The 16988-nt window shown below is 73.2% G+C and carries 16 protein-coding genes; 9 read left to right on the top strand and 7 right to left on the bottom strand.

Annotated elements, in window-relative coordinates; all coding sequences use genetic code 11:
• Positions 1–439: 439 nt before the first annotated feature.
• Positions 440–1195: a class I SAM-dependent methyltransferase gene (locus tag ACQPXG_RS31485; RefSeq protein WP_433462764.1), complete on the bottom strand. Its 756-nt coding sequence runs from the start codon at positions 1193–1195 to the stop codon at positions 440–442.
• Positions 1196–1280: 85 nt separating this feature from the next.
• Between ACQPXG_RS31485 and ACQPXG_RS31480 the strand changes: the two genes are divergently transcribed.
• Complete coding sequence (locus tag ACQPXG_RS31480) at positions 1281–1781, top strand: winged helix-turn-helix transcriptional regulator (RefSeq protein WP_433462763.1); 501 nt, start codon at positions 1281–1283, stop codon at positions 1779–1781.
• 2 nt (positions 1782–1783) lie between these two features.
• Here ACQPXG_RS31480 and ACQPXG_RS31475 read toward each other — a convergent pair whose 3' ends face one another.
• Entirely contained in the window at positions 1784–2902 is a 1119-nt protein-coding gene (locus ACQPXG_RS31475; RefSeq protein WP_433462762.1) for an ROK family protein, read from the bottom strand.
• 149 nt (positions 2903–3051) lie between these two features.
• On the opposite strand from ACQPXG_RS31475, the gene edd reads away from it, so the two are divergent.
• Genes edd through ACQPXG_RS31455 form a run of 4 tightly spaced genes read left to right on the top strand, consistent with a single transcriptional unit; the run spans position 3052 to position 6886 of the window.
• Positions 3052–4863 (top strand): phosphogluconate dehydratase, encoded by a 1812-nt coding sequence (gene edd, locus ACQPXG_RS31470; protein ID WP_433462761.1) that lies wholly within the window; start codon positions 3052–3054, stop codon positions 4861–4863.
• Entirely contained in the window at positions 4860–5837 is a 978-nt protein-coding gene (gene glk / locus ACQPXG_RS31465; RefSeq protein WP_433462760.1) for a glucokinase, read from the top strand. Before edd ends, glk begins: the two co-directional genes overlap by 4 nt.
• Positions 5834–6460, top strand: a complete 627-nt coding sequence (locus tag ACQPXG_RS31460) for a bifunctional 4-hydroxy-2-oxoglutarate aldolase/2-dehydro-3-deoxy-phosphogluconate aldolase (protein ID WP_433462759.1) — start codon at positions 5834–5836, stop codon at positions 6458–6460. Before glk ends, ACQPXG_RS31460 begins: the two co-directional genes overlap by 4 nt.
• A 48-nt stretch (positions 6461–6508) precedes the next feature.
• Complete coding sequence (locus tag ACQPXG_RS31455; RefSeq protein WP_433462758.1) at positions 6509–6886, top strand: PPOX class F420-dependent oxidoreductase; 378 nt, start codon at positions 6509–6511, stop codon at positions 6884–6886.
• Here ACQPXG_RS31455 and ACQPXG_RS31450 read toward each other — a convergent pair.
• Positions 6859–7038: a hypothetical protein gene (locus ACQPXG_RS31450; protein ID WP_433462757.1), complete on the bottom strand. Its 180-nt coding sequence runs from the start codon at positions 7036–7038 to the stop codon at positions 6859–6861. The two genes, ACQPXG_RS31455 and ACQPXG_RS31450, sit on opposite strands and share 28 nt — an antisense overlap.
• Before the next feature lie 73 nt (positions 7039–7111).
• Between ACQPXG_RS31450 and ACQPXG_RS31445 the strand changes: the two genes are divergently transcribed.
• Positions 7112–8038 (top strand): LysR family transcriptional regulator, encoded by a 927-nt coding sequence (locus ACQPXG_RS31445; protein ID WP_433462756.1) that lies wholly within the window; start codon positions 7112–7114, stop codon positions 8036–8038.
• A 1-nt stretch (position 8039) separates the two neighbouring features.
• Here ACQPXG_RS31445 and ACQPXG_RS31440 read toward each other — a convergent pair whose 3' ends face one another.
• Positions 8040–10580: an ABC transporter permease gene (locus ACQPXG_RS31440; RefSeq protein ID WP_433462755.1), complete on the bottom strand. Its 2541-nt coding sequence runs from the start codon at positions 10578–10580 to the stop codon at positions 8040–8042.
• Positions 10581–10710: 130 nt separating this feature from the next.
• On the opposite strand from ACQPXG_RS31440, the gene ACQPXG_RS31435 reads away from it, so the two are divergent.
• Both ACQPXG_RS31435 and ACQPXG_RS31430 read left to right on the top strand, forming a co-directional pair.
• The gene (locus ACQPXG_RS31435; RefSeq protein ID WP_433462754.1) at positions 10711–11994 is read left to right on the top strand and encodes a sensor histidine kinase; all 1284 of its coding nucleotides are present in this window, start codon (positions 10711–10713) and stop codon (positions 11992–11994) included.
• A 5-nt stretch (positions 11995–11999) separates the two neighbouring features.
• Positions 12000–12635, top strand: a complete 636-nt coding sequence (locus ACQPXG_RS31430; protein ID WP_433462753.1) for a response regulator — start codon at positions 12000–12002, stop codon at positions 12633–12635.
• Positions 12636–12640: 5 nt separating this feature from the next.
• On the opposite strand, the gene ACQPXG_RS31425 is transcribed toward ACQPXG_RS31430, so the two are convergent.
• Positions 12641–13126 (bottom strand): DUF1707 SHOCT-like domain-containing protein, encoded by a 486-nt coding sequence (locus ACQPXG_RS31425; protein WP_433462752.1) that lies wholly within the window; start codon positions 13124–13126, stop codon positions 12641–12643.
• Positions 13127–13128: 2 nt separating this feature from the next.
• Positions 13129–13797 carry a PadR family transcriptional regulator gene (locus tag ACQPXG_RS31420; RefSeq protein ID WP_433462751.1) on the bottom strand — a complete coding sequence of 223 codons (669 nt, stop codon included), beginning with the start codon at positions 13795–13797 and terminating at the stop codon, positions 13129–13131.
• 207 nt (positions 13798–14004) lie between these two features.
• On the opposite strand from ACQPXG_RS31420, the gene ACQPXG_RS31415 reads away from it, so the two are divergent.
• Entirely contained in the window at positions 14005–15984 is a 1980-nt protein-coding gene (locus tag ACQPXG_RS31415; protein ID WP_433462750.1) for a phosphatase PAP2 family protein, read from the top strand.
• Between the two features lie 4 nt (positions 15985–15988).
• Here the strand turns inward: ACQPXG_RS31415 and hpnH are convergent, their stop codons facing one another.
• Positions 15989–16987 carry an adenosyl-hopene transferase HpnH gene (gene hpnH, locus ACQPXG_RS31410; protein WP_433462749.1) on the bottom strand — a complete coding sequence of 333 codons (999 nt, stop codon included), beginning with the start codon at positions 16985–16987 and terminating at the stop codon, positions 15989–15991.
• Between the last annotated feature and the right edge of the window lies 1 nt (position 16988).

The raw sequence follows: 16988 nt of genomic DNA, 5'->3' as shown, positions 1-16988 counted from the left end.
ACCCTTCTCTTGATCGTCAAAGCTGCGGCGGTCTTTTTGTCGGAAAAGCGTGGCTGAGTGAGGTGGATGGCTGAGGAGGCCACTGCGGGTAGTGCATCCGTGCAGGTCGCTGTCGGCTGAAGTCACGTTGGTTGCGGTAGGGGGCTGGGGATTTGGTCGATCGGGTTAAGGTCCGTGCGGGCTTGAGGCGCGCGCCTTCGGCGCGCGTCGCCGACGACCGCGCGGCCGTCAGGCCGCGCCAAGGGACGGAGGGGCCGTAAAGCCGCAGATAAGAAGCCCATCAGAACCGACTACCTTAGCCAACGTGACAGCAATATGTGGTGACCGGAACGGGCGCGCTGGCGGAAAGGACCGGGCCCAGTTGTCCACCCGCATCAGCCAGGCTTTTCAGTAAATCACCCACCTGTAGGTTCACCGACCATCACGTAAGCAAAGGGCTTCAGTTGCGGCGGGCGTGGCCCAGGTAGGTGACCAGGGGCGGGCCCTTCGGGTCGAGTTTGAATTCGACCAGGGAAGGCAACTGTTTGTCGGTGACGCGTCCCGCGCGTCGGGCGCGGGTGGCGGTCACCAGGGCGGCGGCGCTGCGGGGTTTGAATGAGCAGGTCCCCAGGTTGGTAAGGCCGTGCGCGGTCATTCGGGAGGCCAGTTCGGCGGGCGGACGCAGCCGGGCGGCGGTGTATCGGCCGGGCGGCATGATGCGGGTTCCGGGGAAGCGCTGGAACGCACCGAGATAGATCAGGCGGGACAGCGGTGTGCGGTTGACGGTGTCGTAGATCATGGTGCCGCCGCTGCGCAACAGCCGGGACGCGGCAGAAAGCACGGCGTCCAAGTCTTCGGTGATCTCGAAGGTGTCCGCGCAGTACACCAGGTCGAAGGCGCCTTCCGGCAGGCCGGGACGTTCGGGCGGCGCGATCGCGTACACGACATCCCCTGCGTCGTCGGCCTGCCGGGCGAGCTCGGCGGCCTCGGGTGACGGGTCCACCGATGTGACCTCCATGCCCAGGCCGGCGAGGCCGCGGGCGAGCAGGCCCCGGCCGCCGCCGATCACCGCCGCGCGGATTCCGGCGGTGGGCACGCCGTGAAGGACGTCGGTGACATAACGCAGGCGCACGTCCTGGAACACGACCGCGCGGACATGGCGTCCGTCGACGGTGCCGGGTGCGGACGAGTTCAGGGCCAGGGTCGGTGCTGCCATGGCGGATCCCTTCCCGAGAGCGAGTTTCCTAAGGGAACTTAACATCGCCAGGTTCCCTCGGGGAACTCGGGTAGGGTCGGATGCCGTGACGCGTACACCACTGGGCCAGGTCGCCTGCTCGATCGCCAGGGCCACCGACCTGTTCGGCGACGCCTGGACGGCGCTGATCATGCGGGACGTCATCGCCGGCGTCACCCGGTTCGACGATCTGGCCCGCGACCTGGGCATCTCCCGCAAGGTCCTGGCCGCGCGGCTGGCCCGCCTGGTGGAAGAGGACGTGCTGGTCCGCGAGCGCTACCAGGAGCACCCGCCGCGCGAGCACTACCGCGCCACCGCCAAGGGCGAGGAGCTGTATCCGGTCCTCCTGGCGCTCATGGCCTGGGGTGATCGCTGGTATGCCGGGCCCGAAGGGCCGCCGGCGCGCATCCGGCACCTGGACTGCGGGCACGACACCGTGTCCGTCCCGTCATGCGCCCATTGCGGCGGGCCGTTGACGCCGGCCAACACCACGCAACTGCCCGGCCCGGGCGGGCGCGTCGGCCCCGGCACCCGCGTGCTCGGACCCCTGCTGGCCGAACGCGCCTGACCTCAGGTGGCGTCGATGGCGGTGGGGGCGAGGATGTGGTCCAGCACCATGGCGGCGCAGCCGGTCAGGCCCGCCTGTTCGCCCAGGCGGCTGGGCTCGATGCGCAGGTTGCGGGTGGCCAGCGCGGTGGAGCGCTGGTAGACGATCTCGCGCAGGCCCGCGATGAGGGGCTCGTCGGCGCCGACGAGGTCGCCGCCCAGGACGACGACGGCGGGGTTGAGGAGATTGACGGCGGTGGCGACGACCTCGCCGATGCGGCGCCCGGCGTCGCGGAGGAGGGCGACGGTGGCGGGGTCGCCGGAGCGGGCGAGGGCGGCGAGGCCGGGGAGGTCGTCCGCCGGGGACCGGGCGAGGAGCGCCGTGCCGCTCGCGATGGCCTCGACGCAGTTCACGTTGCCGCAGCGGCAGGGGGCCTCGACGGGCGACGGGACGGGGACGTGCCCGATCTCCCCGGCCGCGCCGAGGGCCCCGCGCTGGATGCGGCCGCCGAGGATGAGGGCCGCGCCGATGCCCGTCGAGACCTTGACGAAGAGGAGGTCGTCGACGCCCGGATGCGCCTGGTGCTCGCCCAGGGCGGCGGCGTTGACCTCGTTGTCCAGGTAGGCGGGCACACCGAAGTGGTCGGAGACGGGGGCGCCGATCTCGACGGCGTCCCAGCGTCCGGCGACGTGCTCGACGGCGTCGGGGACGCCGAGGCCGACACCGCGGACGGCGGACGGGTCGATGCCGGAGGACGACAGCAGCGACGACCACTGGTCGAGGAGGCGGGGGAGCGTCTTGCTCGCGGTGACCTCGGCCGGGGGGCCGTCGGCGCGGGCGAGGATCGTCCCGGCGAGGTCGCAGACGGCGAGCTGGCCGCGGGACTGGCCGAGGTTCGCGACGAGGACGGCCCCGCCCGCGGCGTTGAACTCCAGGCGGGCCGGGGGGCGCCCGCCGGTGGACGGTCCGTCGGCGCGTTCGACGAGGAGGCCGCGGGAGATCAGCGAGGAGACGCGGGACGCCACCGCCGGGCGCGACAGGCCGGTGATGCGGCCGAGGTCGGCGCGCGTGGCGATGCCGTCCTCGCGAATCAGGCGGAGGATGTCGCCGCTCGTTGAGGGGCGGGTGACGGGGCGCGGCATCCGGCCAGTCAAGCATGAGCCTCTTCAGTACGTCCAGTTGGCGGAACAGACGAACTTTTGTCATCCAAAGTTCATAAGTGGGGTTGATTGCATGACCAATGTCTCGGTAGCTTGATGATCTGGAGATCCCCCCGGTCCTGGAGCATCTGATGGCTGTGCATCCCGTGTTGGCGGCAGTGACCCGCCGCGTCGTCGAGCGGAGCGCCGAACGGCGTGACGCGTACTTGAGCCGCATGAGGGACGCCCGCACCGAGGGCCCCGTGCGCGGCGGGATGGGCTGCGCCAACCTCGCGCACGGCTTCGCCGCCTGCGGCGTCCAGGACAAGTTGTGGCTCCGCGGCGACGTCACGCCGAACATCGCGATCGTGTCGGCGTACAACGACATGCTGTCCGCGCACCAGCCGCTCCAGGACTACCCGGACATGCTGAAGGCCTCGATCCGGGCTGCGGGCGGGACGGCGCAGTTCGCCGGCGGCGTGCCCGCCATGTGCGACGGCATCACGCAGGGCCGTGCGGGCATGGAACTGTCGCTGTTCAGCCGGGACGTGGTGGCGATGGCGACGGCCGTGGCGCTGTCCCACGACATGTTCGACGGCGCCCTCCTGCTGGGCGTATGCGACAAGATCGTCCCGGGGCTGGTGATCGGGGCGCTGTCGTTCGGGCATCTGCCGGTGATCCTGGTGCCGGCCGGGCCGATGGCGTCGGGGCTGCCGAACGGGGAGAAGGCGAAGGTCCGCAAGCGGTTCGCCGCCGGGGAGATCGGCCGCGACCAGCTGCTCGCCGCCGAGGCCGCGTCCTACCACTCGCCGGGCACCTGCACCTTCTACGGGACGGCCAACTCCAACCAGCTGCTCATGGAGGTCATGGGCCTGCACCTTCCGGGGGCGAGCTTCGTCCCGCCGGGCACGAAGATGCGCGACGCCCTGACCGAGGCGGCCGGCCGCCGCATCCTGAAGCTCACCGGACTGGCCGACGAGTACACCCCGATCGGGGAGCTGCTGGACGAGCGCGCGTTCGTGAACGGCGTCGTCGCCCTCCTCGCGACGGGCGGCTCGACCAACCACACGCTGCATCTGGTCGCGATGGCCGCGGCCGCGGGCATCGAGCTGACCTGGGACGACTTCGACGAGCTGTCGAAGGTCACGCCGCTGCTCACCCGGCTCTACCCGAACGGGACCGCCGATGTGAACCACTTCCACGCGGCGGGCGGCACCGCGTTCCTCATCGGCGAGCTGATCGACGCCGGGCTGCTGCACGAGGACGCGCGGACGGTCGGCGGCGCCACTCTCGCCACCTACAGGAACGTTCCAGAGTACGCCGACGGCACGGTCGAATGGCGTCAGAGCGTGACCGCGTCGGGCGACACGGACGTGCTGCGCCCGGTCGCGGAGCCGTTCGACTCGCACGGCGGCCTGCACACCGTGCGCGGCAACCTCGGGCGCGCGGTGATCAAGGTGTCGGCCGTCAGTGCCGAGCACCGGACGATCGAGGCCCCCGCCCGCGTGTTCGACTCGCAGGAGCGGCTCCAGGAGGCGTTCGCCGCCGGGGAGCTGGACCGGGACGTGGTGGCGGTCGTCCGCAACCAGGGCCCGCGCGCCAACGGGATGCCGGAACTGCACCGGCTCACGCCGCCGCTGGGGGTCCTGCAGGACCGCGGGCACCGTGTCGCGCTCGTGACGGACGGCCGCATGTCGGGCGCGTCCGGGGCGGTGCCCGCCGCGATCCATGTGTCGCCGGAGGCGGCGGCGGGCGGACCGCTCGCGCGGGTCCGCGACGGCGACATCGTCCGGCTCGACGCGGACGCCGGTGTGCTGGAGGTCCTCGTCCCCGACGAGGAGTTCGCCGCCCGCGAGCCCGCCGCAGGACCGCCCGAGCAGACCTGGGGCACGGGACGCGAGCTGTTCCAGTCGTTCCGCCACGCGGTCGGCCCGGCCGAACGCGGTGCCGGGGTCTTCTCATGAGCGAAGCCGGTTATTGGCTGGTCGCCGACGTCGGCGGTACCAATGCCCGGTTCGCGCTGGTGGACGGCCCGGACGGCACCCCGTTCAACGTCCGGTCGCTGCCGACCCGCGGCCACCCCGGCCTCGCGGAGGCCGCGGTCGCCTACCTCGCCCGGTACGCGCCGGAGGCCGAGCCGGTGGCCGCGTGCCTGGCGGTGGCCGGGCCGGTCGGGGACGGCACCTTCCACCTGACCAACGCCGGATGGCCGAGGACCTCGGCCGAGGCGGTCCGCACCCGGCTCGGTCTGCCGCACCTGGAGGTCATCAACGACTTCGAGGCGCTCGCCCTCTCCCTGCCGCGCCTGGGCGCGGACGATCTGGTCTTCATCGGGGACGAGCGGCCGGCGGCCGGCGGGCCGCGGGCGGTGGTCGGCCCGGGCACGGGCCTCGGCGTCGCCGGTCTCGTCCCGGCCCCGTCCGGCTGGGTGCCGCTGCCCGGCGAGGGCGGCCAGGTCGACATCCCGCCCGCCACCGACCGGGAGGTGGAGGTGACGCGGCTGCTGCGCGCCGAGAAGGGCGCGGCCACCGCCGAGTACCTGCTCTGCGGGGCGGGCCTCGCCCGCATCCACCGCTACCTGGCCCTGATCGACGGCGCACCGGCGACGGTACGGACCGCCGAGCAGATCAGCGAGAACCGCGACGACCCGCTGTGCCGCGAGGCGCTGGAGATGTTCTGCGCGCTGCTCGGGTCGCTCGCCGGCAACGTGGCCCTGACGCTCGGCGCCCGGGGCGGCGTCTATCTTGGCGGGGGCATCCTGCCCCGCATCGTGGACGTGCTGCGCGGCAGCGCGTTCCGCGCCCGCTTCGAGGGGAAGCCCCCCGTCGAGGACTACCTGCGCGCCATCCCGACGGCGCTCATCGTCCATCCCGCCCCGGCCCTCGCCGGGGCCACCGTCCGGCTCGCGCAGAGCCTGCCCCACCTGGAGCCCGCATGATCGCCGAAGACCTGTTCGACCTCGCGCCCGTCATTCCCGTCGTGGTGCTGGACGACGCGGAGACCGCCGTCCCGCTGGCTCGCGCCCTGGTCGACGGCGGGCTGCCGGTCATCGAGGTGACGCTCCGCACGCCGGCCGCGGTGGAGGCGATCACGCGGATCGCCGCCGAGGTCCCGGACGCGGTGGTCGGCGCGGGGACGGTCGTCCGCCCCGAGGACGCCGAGCGCTCGGCCGCCGCCGGGGCGAGGTTCCTGGTCAGCCCCGGCTGCACGCCCCGGCTCCAGGCGGCGATGGTCGCGACCGGGCTGCCGTTCCTGCCGGGCGTCGCGACGGCGTCCGAGGCGATCGCGCTGCTGGAGGGCGGGATCACGGCGATGAAGTTCTTCCCCGCCGAGGCCGCGGGCGGGGCCGGCTACCTGAAGTCGCTCGGCGGGCCGCTGCCGCAGGTCCGGTTCTGCCCGACGGGCGGCATCAGCCCGCGGAACGCCGCCGACTACCTGGAGCTGAAGAACGTCGGCTGCGTCGGCGGCTCCTGGCTCACCCCGGCCGACACCGTCCGCGCCGGCGACTGGGACCGCATCCGCAAGCTCGCTTCCGAAGCGGCGGCCCTCCGCGCGCGGTGATGTCACGTCCGGCGGCGGCACTCCCGTCTCCTGGGTATGAACACCACGATGACACCGGAGACACTGAAGAAGCAGCGGACGTTCCTGCTGACGTCCTACCGAAAGGACGGGAAGCCGGTAGGGACGCCCGTCAACGTCGTCGTGCGGGACGGCCGCGCGTACTTCCGCACGTACGACAAGGCGTTCAAGACCAAGCGGCTCGCGCGCAACCCCGAGGTGGAACTGGCGCCGAGCACCTTCAAGGGCAAGGTCACCGGCCCGGAGGTGCACGGCCGCGTCCGGCCCGTCGCCGCTGAGGAGTCGAAGCCGATCGCCAGGCTGCTCGCCCGCAAGCATCCCCTCCTGCAGGGGATCGCGGTGCCGCTCGCGCACCGGCTGAAGCACTACCGGACGATGTACTACGAGCTCATCCTCGCCGAGGAGTGATCGCGGCAGTGCGGGCAGGGGCCCGCGACGAGGCCCGGGCCGCCGCCCGTCGGGACGAGGTCCATCCGGAGCCGCCCGCAGGCGCAGCGCGTCCAGACCACGATGCCGTCGCTGGTGAGGTGCCGGGAAACGAGAGTGTTCTGCTGGCTCATGGCAGCAGTCTGCAACCGGCCGAACGTTGGCGTCCATTTCAGATTTACATACTGGATCGTGCAATATGGTTTCATGATTGACCTGCGGCGACTGCACATGCTCCGGCTCGTCCACCAGTACGGGACGGTCACGGCCGCGGCCGAGGCGCTGCACCTCACCCCGTCCGCCGTCTCGCACCATCTGCGCGAGCTGGCGCGGGAGCTGAAGGTGCCGCTGCTGGAGCCGCAGGGCCGCAAGGTGCGGCTGACCCCGGCCGCGTACCTGCTCATCGAGCACGCCGACGGGCTCCTCGCCAAGTGGGAGGAGACCCTCGCCGACCTGGAGTCGCACCGGGCCGGGGGCGCCGGCCCGCTGCGCATGTGCGGGTTCACCACGGCGGTCGGCGGCCTCGTCGCTCCGGCCGCCGGCGCGCTGCTGCGCGACGATCCGGATCTGACCGTCGAGATCCGCGAATGCGACACCGACGTCGCCATGGGGATGCTGGCCGCGGGAGAGACCGACATCGCGGTCATCGAGCCCACCCCGGACGCGCCGCCGCCCGGCGACCCGCGCTTCGACCGGGAGCCGCTGCTGGAGGAGGCCCTCGACCTCATCGTCCCGGCCGGGCATCCGCTCGCCCTCCGGCCCGGCGTCCGGCTGGAGGACGCGGCCGGTGAGCCGTGGATCAGCGTCGAGCCCGCGGGCTGCGCCCACCATCAGCAGGTCATGGCCTACTGCGCCGCCGCCGGGTTCACGCCCCGCATCGCGCACAACGCCACCACCTGGTCGGTGATCTGGGCGCTCGTCGCCAACGGCCTCGGGGTGTCCCTCGTCCCGCGGCTGGCCGGCGGGCCGTCCGACCAGCCCGTCGTGCGGGTGCCGCTGAGCGGCGACGGCGTCCCGAAGCGGCGCGTGCTGACCTGCGTGCGGCGCGGCAGCCGCGGAAACCCGCTGATCGCGCGCGGGCTCCGGGCGCTGCGGGACGCCGTCCCCGACCGCTGCGGCCGCATGGCGGCATGACTCATTCCGTGGCGATCGCCTGGAGGACGTTCAGCCGGGCGGCCCGGCGGGCGGGCCACACGGCGGCGGCGACGCCGATCGCGGCCGCCGCCGCGACGCACACCGCCAGCCGCCCGTAGGGGATCGCGAGGACCTCCATACCGCCGTCCCCCGCGGCCAGCGCGTGCTGCAGGACGATCCCGAGCAGTACCCCCGTGCCCACGCCCAGCACCGCGCCGAACAGAGACACCACGACCGCCTCGCAGCGGATCATCCGGCGGAGCTGGCGGCGCTGCATGCCGAGGGCCCGGAGCATGCCGATCTCGCGCGTCCGCTCCGTCACCGCGAGCGCGAGCGTGTTGACGATGCCGAGCGCGGCGACGAGGACCGACAGCACCAGCAGGCCGAGGACGAGGTCGAGGAACAGGTCGATGTCGCCGGCGGCGTCGTCCTTGATCTGGGCGCGGTCCTTCAGTTCCAGGTTGGGCCATGGGGCGAGCGCCTTCTCCAGCGCGCCCCGCGTCGCGGTGGTCACGTTGATCTCGATGCGGTCGACGGGGGCGTCCGGGTCGTGCGCCCGGTAGCCCGCCCAGTTGATGATCATGGTGGGGGCGGACGGGGTGAGGGACGGCCGGTCCGCGTAGACCCCCGCGATGCGGAACCTCCGGCGCGTCCCGTCCTGGTACTCACCGCCGATCGTGGTGCCGGCCTTCCAGCCCTGAGCCTTGGCGACCGTGGCGCCGACCAGCAGTTCGTCTCCGCCGGCGGACGAGGAGCCCGCCTGGAGCGGAAGCCGGAAGTGGGCCAGCAGCCCGCCCGGCGAACCGGCCGTGGCCGTCCGGACGGAACCGTCCAGCCTGAACCGGGCCGTCCGGATCGGGATCGCCGTCCGCACGCCCGCGACCCCCGCCACCGCGCGGGCCGCGTCCGCGCCCACCGGCGTGACCTGGCTGCGGCCCGTGACCTGGTAGTCGGCGGTGAGGCCGGCGTCGAGCTGCCGGTCCACCGACGACGCCATCGACTGGACGATCACCGACACGGTCGCGATCAGCGCGAGGCCGATCGTCAGCGCGGACGCCGTCGCCGCCGTCTGCCGCGGCTCGCGCAGCGCGTTCCGCCCGCCCATCCGGCCCGCGCTGCCGCCCCATCGCGCGAACGGCCAGGCCAGGACGCGGATCGCCGGACGGCTCAGCACCGGCGAGACCGTGACCACCCCGGCGAACACCGCCAGGGCCCCTGCTCCGGTCAGCGTCAGCGCCGCGCGCCCGTCCGCCGCGAATCCGGCCGCGATCAGCCCTGCGCCCGCGACGGACACGCCCGTGCCGCAAACGACACGTCTCCGCAGCGGCCGGGGCGGCGCCGTCCCCTCGCGCAGGGCGGCGACGGGCGGAATCCGCGACGCGCGGCGCGCCGGAACGAACGCCGCGGCGAGCGTCACCGGCATGCCCACCGCGTAGGACGCGACCACGGCCGAGGCGGGCAGCACCAGCGTCCCGACCGGCAGTTCGCCGCCCGTGACGGCCGACAGCAGCCGGGCCAGCCCGGCCGCGACGCCTGCGCCCGCCGCCAGGCCGAGCGTCGAGCCGGCCAGGCCGACCCCGGCCGCCTCGCCGAGCACCGACCGCGTCACCTGGCCGCGGGACGCGCCGACGGCCCGCAGCAGCGCCAGCTCCTTCACCCGGGCGGTCACCAGCATCGCGAACGTGTTGAAGATGATGAACGAGCCGACGAACACGGCGATCAACGCGAAGACCAGCAGGAACGTCCGCATCACCTTGAGGATCTCCGTGAAGGAGCCGGCCTGCTCGTCGATGGCCCGCCGGCCGGTGACCGCCTCGATCCCCGGCGGGAGCGCCGCGGCCACGGCGTCCCGGAGCCGCTGCTGCGAGACACCGTCGTCGGCGTGCACCACGATCCGCACATACGTCCCGGGATGGTCGGAAAGGACCCGCATCGCCGTGCCCGGCGCGAACGCGGTCATCGAGATCGCGCCGCTCAGCGCCGAGTCGCCGACCTCGAACAGGCCAGTGAGGCGGAACGTCCGCGTGCCGGAGAGCAGCGCGACCGTGACCCGGTCGCCGATCCGGTAGCCGGCGTCGCGTGCGGTGGTGACGTCGGTCGCGATCTCGTCCGGCGCCGCGGGCGGCCTGCCGGAGGTGAGGCGGGGCAGGGACAGGTCCCGGTCGCCGTCCCAGGCCACCCCGGTCTGCGGCTCGGAGCCGGCGATCCGGCCGTGCCGGTCGACGACGGCGGCGAATCCGGTGACGACCCCGTGCGCCTTGGCGACCCCGTCCACGTCCTGGACGGACGCGAGCACCGACGCCGGGACCGGACGGTCGGACGCCCGCTCGCCCAGCCCTGGCTCGAAGGCACGCTGCGACCGGACGATCACGTCCGTGCCGCGTCCGAGATCGTCGAAGGCACGGTCGAACGAGCGGTCCAGCGTGGCCGAGAAGATCAGCGTGCCGGCGACGAACGCCACGCCGGCGACCACCGCGACCGTCGACAGCAGCAGGCGGGCGCGGTGCGCGACCAGGCCCCGGAAGACGAGCTTGACCATCATGCCGCCGATTCCAGCCGGGAGAGGCGTCCCGGCGGCAGCGCGGTTCGTCGCGTCCGGTCCCTACGAACTGCCGGGCGGACGCGACTTTCGTAGGGGTGGCGGGGGCCGCCGGGCTGCGTACCGTGAGGGCATGACCCGGCTCCTGCCGCCCGGACGGCGCCGTGACCGCATGGCGGACGCCGTCGTCGTGCTGTCCGGGGCGGCGCTCAGCCTGCAGACCGCCACCGACCCGCACACGATCGTCCGCTGGTACGGCGGCGCGTCGATCGCGCTGCTCATGGTGCCCGCCGCCGCGCTGGCGTTCCGGCGCCGCGCACCGCTGCGGGTCGCCTGGCTCACCGCCGGGTTCGCCGCGCTGGTCTGGCTCCTGGAGGTGATCGCGCCGGGCACGGTGCTGCGGGTGCACGCCGACCACACCCTCAATCCGGTGCTGTGGTGGCCGCCGACCGCGCCGCTCGCCGCGTACGCGGTGATGGCGTTCCCGCGCGAGGGCGGGCGGCCGGTCTGGGTCCGCTGGCCGCCCGTCGCCGCGCTGCTCCTCACGCTCGGCTGGACGGACGACGTGCTCCCCGACTCGGCCATGCGGCACTTCTCCGCCGGCGAGACCGACAGCGTCGACGCGATGGTGTTCCGCAGCTTCGCCGTCGTGATCGGCGGGGCGCTGCTCGGCATGTACGCCGCCGCGCGCCGCCGCGTCCTGCACGCCCTCACCGAGCGGGCCGAGCGGGCCGAACGGGAGCGGCACCTCCTCGCCGAGCAGGCGCGGGCCGAGGAACGGGCCCGGCTCGCCGCCGAGATGCACGACGTCGTGGCGCACCGGGTCACGCTGATGGTGCTCCAGGCGGGGGCGCTGCGGGTCCGGGCGCCGGACGAGCCGACCCGCGCGGCCGCGGAGGAGTTGCGCGGCACCGGGTGCCAGGCCCTCGAAGAGCTGCGCGACGTGATCGGCCTGCTGCGCCGGGACCCGGAGGGCTCGCCCGCGGCGGTGTCCGAGCCGCTGCCGGATCTGTCCGCGCTGGTCGCCGACTCGGCCGCGGTGGGCGTCCCGGTCGAGCTGGCCGAGCACGGCGACCCGCCGTCCGCCTCGCCCGCCGTCGGGCGCACCGCCTACCGGATCGTCCAGGAGGCGCTGACGAACGCCCGCAAGCACGCGCCGGGCGCGGCCGTCGAGGTGGACGTCCGCTACCGGACGGACGGCGTGACGCTGACCGTCCGCAACGCGGCCCCGTCCCGCGAGCCGGACGCCGAACTGGCCGCCAGCGGCTCCGGGATGGGCCTCGCAGGGCTCCGCGAACGCGTCGAGCTGATCGGCGGGACGTTCACGGCGGGCCCGGACGGGGGCGGCTTCCGCGTCGAGGCGTCCCTCCCCGCCTACGTGCCCGTGCCGGCGCCCGACCCGGCCGGCCTGCCGTGATCACCGTGCTGCTCGTCGACGACGAGCCGATGGTGTGCGCGCACCTGCGCACCATCCTCGGCGCGGCCGGCGACGTCCAGGTGGTCGGGGAGGCGCACGACGGGGCGGCGGGCGTCGAGGCCGTCGTCCGGTACCGGCCGCACGTGGTCCTCATGGACCTGCGGATGCCGGGCGTGGACGGTCTCGCCGCCATCGAGCGGATCGCCGCGCTGCGCTCCCCGCCCGTGGTCGTCGCGCTGACCACGTTCGACGCCGACGAGTACGTCATCCGGGCGCTGCGGGCGGGCGCGGCGGGATTCCTGCTGAAGTCGACGCCGCCCGAGGACCTGGTGAAGCTCGTCCGCGTCGCCGCCGACGGGCACACGGTCATGTCGGCCGCCGCGACGACGCGGCTGCTCGGCTCGGCGGCGGACCGCGCGTCCGGCCGCGACCGGACGCGCGCGCTCGTCGGCGGCCTCACCGAGCGGGAGACGCAGGTGCTGGCCCGCCTCGGCGAGGGCCTGTCCAACGCGCAGATCGCGGGACGCCTCCACCTCAGCGAGGCCACCGTCAAGGGCCACGTCTCCCGGCTGCTCGACAAGCTCGGCTGCGCCAACCGCACGCAGGCCGGCCTCCTCGCCCGCGACGCCGGCCTGCGCTGAGCCCGTCAGGCTCCGGGCAGGCGCCGGTGGGACCGGCGCACCCCGAACGCCAGCATGAGCGCGCGGATGACCCAGACGGCCAGCGCGATCTGCAGGACGACGAGGAATCCCGTCCCCGGACCGGCCGTGAAGGCGAGCACGAGGAACACCCCGAGCAGGAGCGGAAACGCCGGGAAGCGCGGTCCGTGCCGGTGATGGCGGGCCATGTGCCGGTGATGGCGCTGCCACGCGGGGTGCCCCGGCCCGCCGAACATGACCGACATCCCCGGCTCCCACGCGGGCGCCTTGGGCGGTTCGGGCAGTCCGGTCGGGGACGGGAGGTCGCGGACGAGGGCGCGCAGGTCGCCGCGCGTCTTGGCGGACAGCACGGCCTCCAGCCGCTCGTCCAGTTCGCCGCGGTCCAGGCGTCCCTCGGCGAAGTGGTCGTGCAAGGCGACCATGACGGCGTCCCGCTCGGCGTCGCCGATCCGGATCTCGTCGTGGAGGGCCATGATCACTCCTCGGTGTCGTCCGCCGTCGGCCCCGGTTCGTCCCCGCGGTCGTCGGTCAGGTCGTCGGCCAGGATGCGGTACAGGCTGCGGCGCGTCTCCGACAGGACGTCCTTGGCCTGGGCGACCTGCTCGGGCGAGCCGGAGTGGACGATCTGCATCACCGCGGCCCCCGTCTGCGCGGCCTGCTTGAACAGCTCCGGTACGCCCTCGCCGAACTCGGGCGTCATCTCCGCCCACGGCTCGGTCAGCCGGTCGGCGTTCTCCTCGACGTAGGCCCGGCCCTCGTCGGTCAGGTGGAAGGTGCGGCGCCCGCCGGACTCGTCGCCGGCGATCAGCCCCTCGTCGGCGAGCTGCTGCAGCGCCGGGTAGACCGCGCCGGGGCTCGGCTTCCAGGCCCCGTCGCTGCGCTCGTTGATCTCCTGGATGATCTGGTAGCCGTTGCGCGGCTCCTCGGCCAGCAGCACGAGGATCGCCGCGCGGACGTTCCCCTTGCGCGCCTTGGGGCCCCGGCTCCACGGCCCGCCGCGTCCCCGCGCCCAGGGCGGGCGGGGGCCCGGTCCGTGGCCGAAGCCGCCGGGCGGGCCCCAGGGGCCGGGTCCGCCGCCGAACAGCGCGCCGAAGTTCGGCAGGTCGCCGCGTCCCCACGGTCCGCGTCCATGCATGTGCCCCATGTTCTGCACCACCTTCTGAGAGCTCTCTATGACCTCTCGCGATACGACAACGATATATCGAAGACGTACTGACGGGCCAGATGGTTCCCGGAGATTCCAGGCGGAGCGCGGAGGGGTTCATCGCGGCGAACCGGGCATGATCCCGAATACCGGCATCGCCGTCTGTTTTCGCGGATCAGTGGGTACCAATCCGGGGCGAGGGGGACGATGGGCGTACACGAAGCGGTGACAGCGCCGGACGCGGTCTACACACCGGACGTCACGGTCGGCAGGCCTCGCGCCAGGAACGAACTCGCGCTGGGCCTGGCGCTGTTCGCGCTGTACTCGCTGGTGACGATGCTGCCCGAGCAGTCGAGGATGACGGCGGCCCGCGAGCACGGGGAGTCGCTCTACAGCCTGGAGCGGGCCCTCCATCTCGACGTGGAACCGACCCTCAACGGCTGGCTCGCGGGCCAGCCGTTCTGGCGGGTGCTGGCCAACTACGAGTACGCGATCACCTACATCGCGAGCGCGCTGGTCCTGCTGATCTGGTTATTCCTGCGGCATCCCGAGCGGTACCGGACGGCCCGCAACGCCTTCGTCATGCTCAACATCGGCGGGCTGGCGTGCTTCGCGCTGTATCCCGTCATGCCGCCGCGGCTGATGCCCGACCTCGGCTTCATCGACACCGTCAGCAAGGGCCGCACGTGGGGGTCGTGGGGCTCCCCGATGGTGGAGCACGCGGACGAGTTCGCCGCCGTCCCGTCCCTGCACATGGCCTGGACACTGTGGGTCGGCGTCGAACTCGCCCGGGTGAACGCGAAGCGATGGGTGCAGGGACTGAACACCGCGCACATCCTGCTCACGCTCTACGTCATCCTGGCGACCGCGAATCACTATTTGCTGGACGCCGTCGCCGCCGTACCCTTCGTCGTCGTGCCGGTGTACGCCGCGGAACGCCTCGCCCGCCCGCCGTCGTCGCGCGTCCAGGGGCCCGACGCCTTCTTCCTCGCGGTGGAGACGCCCGAGGCGCCGCAGCATCCCGGCGGCGTGATCATGCTCGACACCTCGCGCGCGGACGTCGGCCGGGCCGATCTCGTCCGGGTGATCAAGGAGCGGCTGGACGGGCTCCCGCGCTTCCGGCAGCGGCTCGTCCGCCGGGGCCGCTGGCGCCGCCCGGTGTGGCGCGACCACGACTCCGTCGACTGGGAGTGGCACGTCCCCGAACGGCGCGTCGACGGCATGGCGGGCCTGCGCGCCGAGGTCGCCCGCACCCAGTCCGAGGCGCTGCCGCTGGACCGGCCGCCGTGGCGGATGGTGGTGGTGAAGGGGGCCGAGCCGGGCCGCACCGCCGTCATCTACCTGATGCACCACGTCGTCGCCGACGGCGTCGGCATCGTGGCGCAGGCGATGTACCTGATGGACCCGCCGCCGGAACCCGTCGCGGGGCCTCCACGTGCGCCGTTCCGCAAGGCGCTCGCCACCGTGGTCGGGCTCGGCCAGCTCGCCACCGCCGTCACGAAGCCGGAGCCGCTGCCCGCCGCCGGGACGGCCGAACGCCGGTACAGCACCATGGACCTGCCGTTGGGCACGGTGCGGGACGTGGCTCGCCGGTACGGCACCCGCGTGACCGACGTCGTCCTGTGCGCGGTCGCGGGCGCCCTGAACCGGGTCGTCAGCGAGGACGACGGGCGGCCCGACACCTGCCGCGTCGCGGTCCCGCTGATGATGCGGCCGCCCGGCAGCGCGATGGTGGGCAACCACACCACCGCCGTGATGGTGGACCTGCCGGTCGGGAAGATGTCGGAGCCCGACCGGCTCGCGCTGATCGCCAGGCGCAGCCGGGTGCTGCGGTCGGGGACGCGGGCGCAGGCCGCCTGGTTCGTGATGTGGCAGGCGGGACGGCTGATGCCGGTCCCGCTGCACGCCCGCTTCGCCCGGATGTCCTACAGCGGACGGTTCCTGCAGGGCACCGTGTCGAGCCTCCCGGGGCCCGACAGGCAGCTGTGGCTGGCGGGCGCGGCCCTCACCGCCGTGTACCCGATCGTCCCGCTCGCGCCCGGCGCGCCGCTGGCGATCGCCGGGCTCGGCGTCGACCGCGACCTGTGCTTCGGCCTCTCCGTGGACCCGGGCCTGGCGGAGGACGCCGACGCGCTGATGGACGCCGTCCACGACGTCATCGAGGAACTGCGCGACGAGCCCGAGTGAAGGTTCACACGCTCCGCATCGCGCGGAGCGACTCCCTGAGCGAGCCCATCGTCGCGAACACGGCGGTGGGCTCGTAGCCGCAGTGCGCCATGCAGTTCGCGCAGCGGTCGTCGCGTCCCCGGCCGTAGGCGTTCCAGTCGGTCGTGTCGAGGAGTTCCTGGTAGGTCTCCGTGTACCCGTCGTCCATCAGGTAGCAGGGCCGCTGCCAACCCTTCAGCGAGTACGACGGGATCGCCCACGCCGTGCACGGGAAGTCGACCTTGCCTTCGAGGAAGTCGAGGAACAGCGGGGAGTGGTTGAACCGCCAGCGTTTGCGCCGGCCGTCGGCGAACGTCTTGCGGAACAGGTTCCTGGTCTCCTGGACGCCGAGGAAATGGTCCTGGTCGGGTGCCTTCTCGTAGGCGTAGGCGGGCGAGATCATCATCTGGTCGACGCGCAGGTCGTCGTTGAGGTAGTCGAGCACGTCGATGACGGTCTGCGGGGTGTCGGTGTTGAACACGGTCGTGTTCGTCGTGACCCTGAACCCGCGCTCCTGGCACATCCTGATCGCCTCGACCGCCTGGTCGAACACGCCCTCCTTGCAGACGGACGCGTCGTGCCGATCCCGCAACCCGTCGATGTGCACCGCCCAGGCGAAGTAGCGCGACGGCTTGAACCGGTCGATCTTCTTCGGGATCAGCGCAGCGTTCGTGCACAGGAACACGTACCGCTTCATCCGGATCAGCTCGGCGACCAGCTCGCCGATCCGCGGATGCATCAGCGGCTCGCCGCCCGCGATCGACACCATCGGCGCGCCGCACTCGCGGACCGCCGCGACCGCCTGCTCGACCGGCATCCGCTGCTTCAGCACGTCCGCCGGATGCTGGATCTTGCCGCAGCCCGCGCACGCCAGGTTGCACGCGTACAGCGGCTCCAGCTCGACGATCAGCGGGTACCTCGTCCGCCCCGCCAGCCGGTTGCGCAGGACGTATCCGCCGACGCGCAGGCTCTGGCGCAGTGGCATC

This window comes from Spirillospora sp. CA-128828, assembly GCF_050945415.1.
In the GTDB taxonomy this organism is placed as follows: domain Bacteria; phylum Actinomycetota; class Actinomycetes; order Streptosporangiales; family Streptosporangiaceae; genus Spirillospora.
This window is presented reverse-complemented; position numbering and strand designations above follow the sequence as displayed.